The following is a 9,588-nucleotide window of genomic DNA, read 5'->3' as shown; positions in this document are numbered from 1 at the left end:
GGTTATTAAAGTTTTCACACGTCTCCATTTTAACCAGTAAAATCGGGCATTTCAACCATCTTCACCTCTCTCAACAAAAAAATCACGCTTGGATAAGGCCTAGGATATCATCTGTTGCCGTGGGAAATTGAAAGGCCGGGCTTATGCCCCAAATCAAACTGCCTGACTGTGCAGGGGATAAAAAGATACTCTGAAATATATCACCAAGCCCGAACGTGTCTCCTTTGCCTTGTATCAATTCCGGCATTTGAATTAAAGGGACGATGGTACGGGAAATAAGATTCCATTCCTGATTCAGTCTTACAGGTAGTACGGGTTGAATATTCAGGATGTTCTGTTCTTCGTTGTCGGGGCCAAAGTCGAAGTTTGTGTTGTTTTGAAACGGCAGGCTGATCAGATCGTTCACGGGATTTTGTGTTTTTCTCTGAAGATCGGCAGTTTGAGCATCATCCGAGATGCTTTGTGCCCGGGAGGTGTAAGCAGTCAAAAAATTCAACCAAATAAGCATGCTCGTGAGAAAAGCCGTTAATGTGCGTCGCATACAAACTTCTTTTGTTAAGGTGCACTTCATAATTTTATTCACACAATCCCGAGAGAATCAGGATTGGAATTTTCCCTGGTATTTTCGTATTTTTGAAAAACCCATTGTCATGACAGTTTTATACTCCATCATTTCTTAATTATAGCGTTTTCAGCAAACGGAATGCGTAAAATATTATCATTTCATAAAGCGGAGCGGTTACGAAGCGGGACTAAAGCAAACCCAGAGATTCCTCGCGGTTATACTCAGAATAGGTCCTCAATCCCTTGCTCGCAAAAAGTTTAAGATTGCTTCGGAAAAAATCCTCGCAATGACATTTTTATGCTTACGTTATTTATTGATGTTACTATTTACAGGTCATGCTTGTATGAAATCCGTATATATAAAGTGAGCGTAATAAATATACCTGCACGGTCATTGCGAGGGCGATAGCCCGAAGCAATCGTTCGACTGAGCTCACGACGAAGTCTCAAGGGTGGGATTGCTTCACTGTCGTTCGCAATGACTATAACGAATGCAGACCCTTTAATGAAACACTATTCTAAATTGAGCGCCTCCCTGGTATTTTCGTATTTTTGAAAAACCCATTGTCATGACAGTTTTATACTCCATCATTTCTTAATTATAGCGTTTTCAGCAAACGGAATGCGTAAAATATTATCATTTCATAAAGCGGAGCGGTTACGAAGCGGGACTAAAGCAAACCCAGAGATTCCTCGCGGTTATACTCAGAATAGGTCCTCAATCCCTTGCTCGCAAAAAGTTTAAGATTGCTTCGGAAAAAATCCTCGCAATGACATTTTTATGCTTACGTTATTTATTGATGTTACTATTTACAGGTCATGCTTGTATGAAATCCGTATATATAAAGTGAGCGTAATAAATATACCTGCACGGTCATTGCGAGGGCGATAGCCCGAAGCAATCTCACAAACAATCATACAAATCCTTCCATCCCGCATTCGTGCTATTAATTAATTCTAGTTTCTTGGCCCTGGAGCCACCTTTAATTTGTTTCTCCCGGAATATGGCATTTTTCACGTCACGAAATAGTTCGTAGTATACCAATTTGGTGACGTTATACTTTTTTGTAAATCCTTCGACCTTCTTCTCTTTGTGCACATATACTCTTCTTTTGAGATCATTCGTCACCCCCGTATACAGTACCGTGTTGTTTTTATTCGTCATGATGTAAACAGAATATATTTTATCCATTAACCAGTACTTTGACGGAGTCTCGTGGCTTTAAAAGGGAGATTGCTTCGGAAAAAAACCCTCGCAATGACATTTTTATGCTTACGTCATTTATTGATGTTACTATTTACAGATCATGCTTGTATGAAATCCGTATATGAAACGTTCATTAAAAAGTCTAAACCGCTTGCGTCAAAAGCTTTCATATGCTGATACCATATACCTTTATTTCAACTCCGCCAAAAGCTGCTGAAATTCTTCTGATTCAGTGAGTATCCGATGGGCGGCATCCCGCAGATCTTCGACCTGTTTATCAGACAATTTGAACGATGTTGGCATGCTCTTGAAATAGTGGCGTTCTGCCTCGTCCCGTAATGCATCAAACTTTACCTCAACGAGATAAAATTTTATATCCCCGCATCCGCCAGGTTCCGTCGATATCGGGCTGTCCCCGCACCGGCTTTTCTGGATCTCTTCCGTCCACCGGCGGAAACTCTCTCTCAGCAACATAACGGTTTCGTAATTATATCTTGTTACCGATACAGAAGAATATGCACCAAACATTGCGGATATCGTTGGGGCTGTACCCAGGAGACTCCAATGGCTGCTTACTTCAGTCTCTGCATTAACAACAACAAAGACCACCTTATGAGTATCTTTGAGATTCAGATATTTCAGTGTATTCCACACACTCCCGAAGATAAGCACTCTGTCAATAGCTGCTCTCAGGCCGAGATTATCAGAGACGCCGCCATCAACGAGATGGATGTATTTATGTTTCGCAACATCCTGATAAACCCCAATATTGCTCACCTGATGAAATGACCGGGACGATATATCATGTTCCCGCTGAACCTTTTCTAATTCCTCAGGGAGTGTATAACCACAATCGTTGAAGTAATTGCGTATGGTAATGGGTGTGAGGACAACGGGCACTGCAGATGATGCTGTTACGGCCCGCGCAACAGGATAACCGGATAAATCAGAACAGATCACATCAAATGCACCTGATTAAATGCTACTCGTATGCCCGTTACCATGTCCGTTGCGTTGATAAAGATCATGGGGCCTTTCCTTGCCGCCATATCCTGAAAGGTTTTTTTCTCAAAAAGAATCTTGTCGTAATATTCCGCGGCGAGGTCGCTCCGTTGAAAAAACGGGGAGGAGAGGCGTACCCAGTTATCTGGCCGTATCAAAATCCTCCGGACAAGGCCGCCCTGTACGTTCTTTTTCAGAAATTTTGTCTCAAAATCCTCAAAGATGCGATCTCCAAAGAGGCCGTAGTACGCGGCCGTGAAACTGCCTCCCGACACACCAGAAATACCATCAACCTCATGGAGCAGCATCCGTTTTTGGCCGTTTATCGCCACTTCTGTATTTCTCAACTCTTCAAGGACACCATACGAAAAGGCAGCAGCCCGTGTACCGCCACCAGAGAAACAAAGAAACAAGAGCATTTCATCGGAATTTCCCGGCTGCCCCATGAACCTTCCACGGTAACCACTATGAGGATCAACCGTTGCGAGGGGTTTGTTGACGGGGTAATGCATGCAACCTGAAACAAAAAAGAAGAACATAAGGATACTTACACCCATGCGGAAGGGCTGAAATATTTCACCTATTGCCGTTCTCCGATGATTCATAATGTTCCTCCTTTGCTCAACAATGTTGTTTATGGGTGAGTTAACCCTGACAGGGTTGGTTTTATCCATAATTTTTGCTAATCAATCCAGCCCTGCTCCCGGAATCGCATCTTGAGATGGTTGGCGATTTCCTGGGCTGCCTGTTGCGCCCGGCCCCCAATTTTGGCTTTTCCACTCGCCTCCCCGTAAACCTTCATACCGCCACTGACGATGAGTCCCGCAGGGTTGGCGGTAGCAATAAAGGCGGCAGCTCCCAAAGCTGCTCCGGGGCCTTTACTACCGCCGGATTCTACGGTGCCTGATCCGAGTTTTTGCAGTCCCTGAGCTGTCACCTGGTATCCCTCGGCCGCCACCTGTAACGTAGACGAGCCAGAGCCAAATCCGATGGTCATGCGTTTGACGGCGCTGCCCTCGTTAATCGTGAGAAGATAGCCCCGAATCAGAATATCGTTCATCTGCAGCGTTGTTCCTGCATTGCCTCGCACAGCCGGCATTCCCATGCTGCGAATCTCCTCTACCAAATGCGCGGCAATTTCAGACCCTATTTTACGGCCGGTCTCGATCTCCTCCGCGGTTTGGGGCGTTTCGTGCTCGGCATACTCACCGGCAATCGAGGCATCCGCCGGGACATCGCCAGTCGTGGCAACGAAGTCATATACGATGATGTGGTCAGGACGGGGAATCTTTCCGGTCACGAGTTGCTGTTGGTTAGTGACCTTGGTTGAGGAGCAGCCTGCAAGAAATGCCAAAGCGAACAGACCAGCCGCGATGATTGGCATTTTTTTCTGGACCGGCGGAGCTTCTGCGGGTAATTTTACGGGGGAGTTAAGCACCAGATGGTCCTGTGCGCTGTTTTTATTGTTCATGACGATTTCCCTTTCGTTGTGGTTAAAATATTAAAATAGATAATGCCCATGTATTCCCCTGAAAAGGCGGGAACAAAAACCTTTAAAATTCGCGGGTCCGTGAGTCAACCCTGACGGCGTTAATTTTTTTGGAAGATTCTAGCGTGGCAGACAGGCGCCAAAAATAACAAAACCCACGTCATCGCCTGATGCTGTTACTACGGCCCTGCCCGTATCCTCCGAAATCTCGGCCGTCCAACCAACACCATCCCGGACATTCTCGATCCCACCATCCGCCCCTTGCAGGAATAATTTCCCATTGATGCGTTCCATACGCTTGATTATCGTATCGCGCCTGCCTGCAATCGGAGGCAAAGGGCTAATGGTCATTTTCTTGAAATCAACCATGAGAAACTGAGGAATCTCCATCTCTTCTGCCGTTACAATGTGGGATTCGCCGTTTGGTGTGCATTCAAGAACGGTTTTTACCGAAAAGATTAATGGCTTGGATCCATCATAATCGCCAGCTTGTGAAACAGTTGAAACAAGATATGCACATAAAAAAGTTAAAATCACGAATTGTATTGTTTTCATTGTTTTCTCCATTCTCTATTTTACCGTATATCCTTTTGCTTCGAGACATGCGCTGTATGCGCGGTTATATTCGTTGATCCTCTGATTCGTTTGGGATATCTGCTGCTGTTGCGCCTGCTCTGCCTGTTTCCTCTGATTTCGGCTCTTTAGACCACCAAATGCGCCACCAGAAACTGCGCCAATCGCAGCACCCTTGCCTGCATCTCCCGCAATGGCGCCAATGCCGGCGCCAACGAGCGCTCCTTTCGCCGCTCCTTTTACTGCCCCGCCAGCAGTACTTTCCTGACTCGCTGCTTGGGGAGCCGTAGATGCAACCATAGGGTCAACTCCTGTCTGTTGCTTTGCCCAGGAATAACACTCAAATTTATCCTTTTCCATCTGTTCCTGACTTTGGCCTTTTGCAGGGTAGATAATCAAGTTCTGGGCCAGAACAGAACTTGTGGCAAAAGTTGTCGCCAAAAACATACCCCATGCATACATCATTCTCTTCATCGTTCTCTCCTTTCAAGAAACCTTTTGAGATTCATTAAAAACAACAGGTATTTTATATATTCAAAGAATCGTACCACGTTAGTTTTTTGAAATATTCTTTGTATGAATACTATTGTATTGTAGGGGCAGGTTTGAAACCTGCCTCTACACGGCAGGTAATACGTTGTTTTTGTTGAAATATTTTAAAAAACTAAACGGTTACAAGAAATCTATTTTAACTTTGCAATCTCCGATGCAATTTCCCGGCTCAATTTTTCGAAAGTCCGGCTCATGGTTTCTGCCATCATATCATAACTATCCCCACGTATTTTTTCTGTACATTCTGAGGTGCGTGTTATGCACTCCTTTTTGCCATGATCTCCCAATATTGTCCAATGCGCCTTCATGGTAACCATATTACCCGGCACGGCGTCTAAACGGATTATTTCAACATGGACCCAGTAATTAACAGCGTCGTCAGGCACCCACGGATGAGCAAAGACACGATCGGTCGAAAGCAGGAGAGAGAGATTTTCGGCAAGTACCAACGATATATTTTCCTTGAGAGAACCTGCCCACCGGTTAAATTCGTCAACCTTCAGTTCATTGCGACTGCTCCGGATCACCATTTGCGACCTGTCTAAATAGTCAGGAATTTCGATGGAACCGATTCCTATCGTAACATACCGCATTGCGTCTGGGCATTCCTGATGCGACTCCTGTCTTTCCATTGAATTCAGGACATAAAAACTTGATGGCGGAGTACTCGCGCATCCCATAATGACGGCGAGTGCTCCCATCATGATAAAACGAGCAAGAAATGAACCGGCATGTTTTTTCATTGAGGACGCCTCCCTATAAAATCCATAATTGTCAAATATGCTTAAAGGGTTCACAATCAGGGAATATTTAGATTGATAAAGAGGGTGGCACGGACAAACTCCGTTTGTCCGTGTTGAGCTTGCACGACATCGTTTGTGAAATATCCGTGTTAAAATTTGGATAGACAACCCGGGTCTGATCATTGAAAGCACAGGTATTTAACAGTATTACAAAAACACGGACAAGCACAACTTGTCCGTGCCACCCCATGAGATTATGGTAAGTCGGTATTAAGTTTATAAATCACAAATTGTGAGCCTCTTGAGTATCGTATACCAGCAAAAACACGCCGGGAAAACGATTCGTGAGTCAACCCCTGTCAGGGTTTTAAACCCTGACAGGGATAATTTTACAGGTATTACCCATTTCTAAAATCCTGACAGGATCATCGATGTTTTCCCTTGATAATGGAATCAGGATGTTGCTGCAGATACTCTGTTAAGGACTTCGCAGAGCGGGCCGCTTCGGAAAAAACCGTAAGGGTTTCATCTGTTTGCTTCAAAGTGTCTTGCATAGCCTCTAGGGTGTTCTGGGTAACATCTGACGTTTTTGAGATATTTGTTATCAAGGGATCAATCTTTTTGTCTATATGCTGAATGAGTTTTCTCACCGAATTCAGGGTAAGAGTTGTCTTCTTAACAATTTCTTTAAGAGGAAGATTCTCGATTGTCTTTGTTAATTCCTCAAAGGGGGTAGAAACTGTTGGAATTTCCGGATATTCTTTTATGAAACCTACATATCTGGCAGGCTTATCAGGAAACAAATTAAGGGCGACCATGAGTTGGCCGGTAACGATACTCTGCATCTGAAGCTGTGCCTTCAGTCCTCTTTCTATAAGCAGTTTTAAATTTTTTTCCGGATGCCGTTCAACGGCATCCGTCCTTTCAACTTTTTCCGGCTCAAGTTCGATGATCACCGGTATCCGAAGAGAGTCATCGGCAGGGTCGTAAAACAAACGGATATCTGTCACGGAGCCTACCTTTACCCCTCTGAAAATAACCGGTGCACCTTCATGGAGTCCTTTAATAGAACCTTCAAAGAACATGACGGCATGAAACGTCTTTTTCAGGAACTTTCCCGAACCAAAAACAAGAATCGCTATAACCAGTAAGGCTATAGCCCCCGTGATAAAAGCGCCTATAAGTGTCTTATTTACCGGTTTACTCATGATTCTCCCCCCTGTTGTGTTTTTTCCCCCCTTGTTAAAAAACTCATTACCTTCGGATCCTTGGATTCTGCAAGCAGTCTTTTCGGATCACCCGATGCGATTATTGTCTTTGTATCAGGGTCGAGAAAGACCGAGTTGTTCCCGATGGCAAAGATGCTTTGTAATTCGTGGGTAACGACTACTACGGTAGCGCCAAGACTATCCCGGAGTTCAATAATAAGGTCATCAAGGAGCCGGGCGCTGACCGGATCGAGACCGGCCGATGGCTCATCAAAAAAGAGGATATCCGGATCAAGCGCCATTGCTCGTGCAAGTCCAGCCCTTTTTCGCATCCCCCCGCTTATTTCCGAGGGATAAAATTCTTCGAATCCTGCGAGTCCGACAAGCGCAAGTTTTAACGTGACTAACTCACGGACTTGATTCTTGCTGAGGTTCGTGTATTGTTCGAGCGGAAGCGCAACATTTTCTGCTAACGTCATGGAACTCCATAATGCACTGCTCTGATAGAGGATGCCAAACCGCCTCATGATGAGGTCTTTTTGCTGAGGGTCCCCCTCCCAGAAATTTGCGCCGTCATACAATACCTGTCCGCGCAAGGGCTCCAGCAGCCCTATGAGCACCTTTAAAAGCGTGCTTTTTCCGCAGCCGCTTCCTCCCATAATGATAAAAATGTCTTCCCTGTTCACCGTGAAGTTCATATTACGCATGAGCACATAACTGCCGTATCCCATATCGAGGTCGCGCACCACGATCTTTGCCTTCTCTCCGGTATTTTCTCTTTTTTCATTCATGGTCAAATGCCAAGCACTTCACAAACAAGCGTAATGATTGCCGTTGAGATGATGATGCTTACGATACTTGTCACCACCGCTGATGTCGTGGCAGTACCAACTGCAGATGCGCTCCTTCCGCACTGCATTCCTTTCAGACATCCGGCGAGTGCGATCAGCACGCCAAACACGGCGCTGTGAAAAAGCCCTACCCAGAGATGGGTGAGTGCAATTGCCGATTTTGTCTGATTGTAGTATTCCATAAAATTAAGATCGAGCATGAATACGCCCACAATCATTCCGCCTATGATTCCCATAAGATCTGAGTACAGGCAAAGAAGCGGCATCATGAGAGCAAGGGCAACCATGCGGGGCAGCACCAGGAATTCCATCGGTGATATCCCCAGGGTTTTGAGTGCATCGACTTCTTCATTCACCTGCATCGTACCAATCTGAGCGGCAAATGAAGCGCCTGTCCGGCCTGCCATGACGATGCCGGTCATAATCGCCCCCATAACTCTGACCATGGCTATTCCCACAATATCCGCAACATAAATCTGTGCGCCAAACAGCTTCAATTGTAAAGCACCTACAAATGCAAAAATCAAACCTACCAGCGTACTGATCAGCGAAACAATGGGAAGCGCCTGTGCACCGCTCTCCTGAATGATATTCATAAGGTCTGTGCGGCGGAAATTCGCCTTGCCGCACAACATTTTTCCAAAAGCGATCGATGACTCGCCAAGAAACGCAAACATCTCCTTTGATGTCCGTATGAAATCAAATGTTGTATCAGCCACCCCTTCAAGAAAGGTCTTTTTTCCTGACTTCCTGGTTATTCCTTTCCGCTGGTGTTCAGGCGATGCGAGGGAGAGCAGCTTCTGTACGCCTTGAGGAAGACCTTCCCTCTGAATCTCGATATTGCCCTGGATGCACAAGGTATTTGTTTTTATAAGGAATGTCATGAGACTGCTGTCCCATGCCGTCAGATCTTTTGTATCGAAGGTGATTTTGCGGATGCCGGAGCGGAGATGTTTCTGAACTTCGTCAACCGGAGGAAACTGTCCGAATATTTTCCACTCACCTGCCAGCCGGATAAGCATAGTGTCGTCACGCAAAGCATGAAAACTGAGCATGGCTTCTGCAGGGTTTGTTATTGTTTTCATTGGGTCGTTCTTCATTTTGCACCACGCCATCTTTGAGCCAAACGAAGTTTCCCGGAAAATAAGACGCGGGATTGAAACAAATCCGCACGACCTGTCGCTTCTCCTTGTCGTAAGGAACCCGTTTCAGTGTTATTATCACTCAAAACAGCATTGCACAGTATAGAGCACGCATTATAACATAAAATTTCATTTTACAAGAAGATTTTTTCCCCGTCTTGTTCAAGTGATGCCCATGCGTGAACATTCAGACGTTACCTAACCCGACCTTCGCAATTCGAGGGGTGTATGAGCTGCTAAGCCAGCAAATACAAGGG

Annotated in this window: 11 protein-coding genes; all 11 read right to left on the bottom strand. The window is 45.3% G+C overall.

Annotation, left to right across the window (positions count from 1 at the left end; all coding sequences use genetic code 11):
- Window positions 1-82: 82 nt before the first annotated feature.
- The 11 genes from BIY37_RS03190 to BIY37_RS03140 all read right to left on the bottom strand — a co-directional run bounded on the left by BIY37_RS03190 (window position 83) and on the right by BIY37_RS03140 (window position 9,274).
- Window positions 83-541, bottom strand: coding sequence for a hypothetical protein (locus tag BIY37_RS03190; RefSeq protein ID WP_070066396.1), 459 nt, complete (start codon window positions 539-541; stop codon window positions 83-85).
- Window positions 542-1,468: 927 nt separating this feature from the next.
- The gene (locus tag BIY37_RS03185; RefSeq protein ID WP_070066395.1) at window positions 1,469-1,756 is read right to left on the bottom strand and encodes a GIY-YIG nuclease family protein; all 288 of its coding nucleotides are present in this window, start codon (window positions 1,754-1,756) and stop codon (window positions 1,469-1,471) included.
- 204 nt (window positions 1,757-1,960) lie between these two features.
- The gene (locus tag BIY37_RS03180; RefSeq protein ID WP_080324809.1) at window positions 1,961-2,731 is read right to left on the bottom strand and encodes a hypothetical protein; all 771 of its coding nucleotides are present in this window, start codon (window positions 2,729-2,731) and stop codon (window positions 1,961-1,963) included.
- On the bottom strand, window positions 2,728-3,378 hold the full coding sequence (locus BIY37_RS03175; RefSeq protein ID WP_179129255.1) for a patatin-like phospholipase family protein: 651 nt from the start codon (window positions 3,376-3,378) through the stop codon (window positions 2,728-2,730). The genes BIY37_RS03180 and BIY37_RS03175 overlap by 4 nt, the downstream gene beginning before the upstream one ends.
- A gap of 77 nt (window positions 3,379-3,455) precedes the next feature.
- Complete coding sequence (locus tag BIY37_RS03170) at window positions 3,456-4,244, bottom strand: DUF4410 domain-containing protein (protein WP_201789376.1); 789 nt, start codon at window positions 4,242-4,244, stop codon at window positions 3,456-3,458.
- A 138-nt stretch (window positions 4,245-4,382) separates the two neighbouring features.
- Entirely contained in the window at window positions 4,383-4,817 is a 435-nt protein-coding gene (locus BIY37_RS03165; RefSeq protein WP_070066394.1) for a hypothetical protein, read from the bottom strand.
- Between the two features lie 15 nt (window positions 4,818-4,832).
- Window positions 4,833-5,309 carry a YMGG-like glycine zipper-containing protein gene (locus tag BIY37_RS03160; RefSeq protein ID WP_070066393.1) on the bottom strand — a complete coding sequence of 159 codons (477 nt, stop codon included), beginning with the start codon at window positions 5,307-5,309 and terminating at the stop codon, window positions 4,833-4,835.
- A gap of 209 nt (window positions 5,310-5,518) precedes the next feature.
- Window positions 5,519-6,130, bottom strand: coding sequence for a PqiC family protein (locus BIY37_RS03155; protein ID WP_070066392.1), 612 nt, complete (start codon window positions 6,128-6,130; stop codon window positions 5,519-5,521).
- A gap of 425 nt (window positions 6,131-6,555) precedes the next feature.
- On the bottom strand, window positions 6,556-7,338 hold the full coding sequence (locus BIY37_RS03150) for an MlaD family protein (RefSeq protein WP_070066391.1): 783 nt from the start codon (window positions 7,336-7,338) through the stop codon (window positions 6,556-6,558).
- Window positions 7,335-8,129 (bottom strand): ABC transporter ATP-binding protein, encoded by a 795-nt coding sequence (locus BIY37_RS03145; RefSeq protein ID WP_070066390.1) that lies wholly within the window; start codon window positions 8,127-8,129, stop codon window positions 7,335-7,337. The genes BIY37_RS03150 and BIY37_RS03145 overlap by 4 nt, the downstream gene beginning before the upstream one ends.
- A 2-nt stretch (window positions 8,130-8,131) precedes the next feature.
- Window positions 8,132-9,274, bottom strand: a complete 1,143-nt coding sequence (locus BIY37_RS03140; protein ID WP_070066389.1) for an MlaE family ABC transporter permease — start codon at window positions 9,272-9,274, stop codon at window positions 8,132-8,134.
- Between the last annotated feature and the right edge of the window lie 314 nt (window positions 9,275-9,588).

Source organism: Candidatus Brocadia sapporoensis, assembly GCF_001753675.2.
In the GTDB taxonomy this organism is placed as follows: domain Bacteria; phylum Planctomycetota; class Brocadiia; order Brocadiales; family Brocadiaceae; genus Brocadia; species Brocadia sapporoensis.
This window is presented reverse-complemented; position numbering and strand designations above follow the sequence as displayed.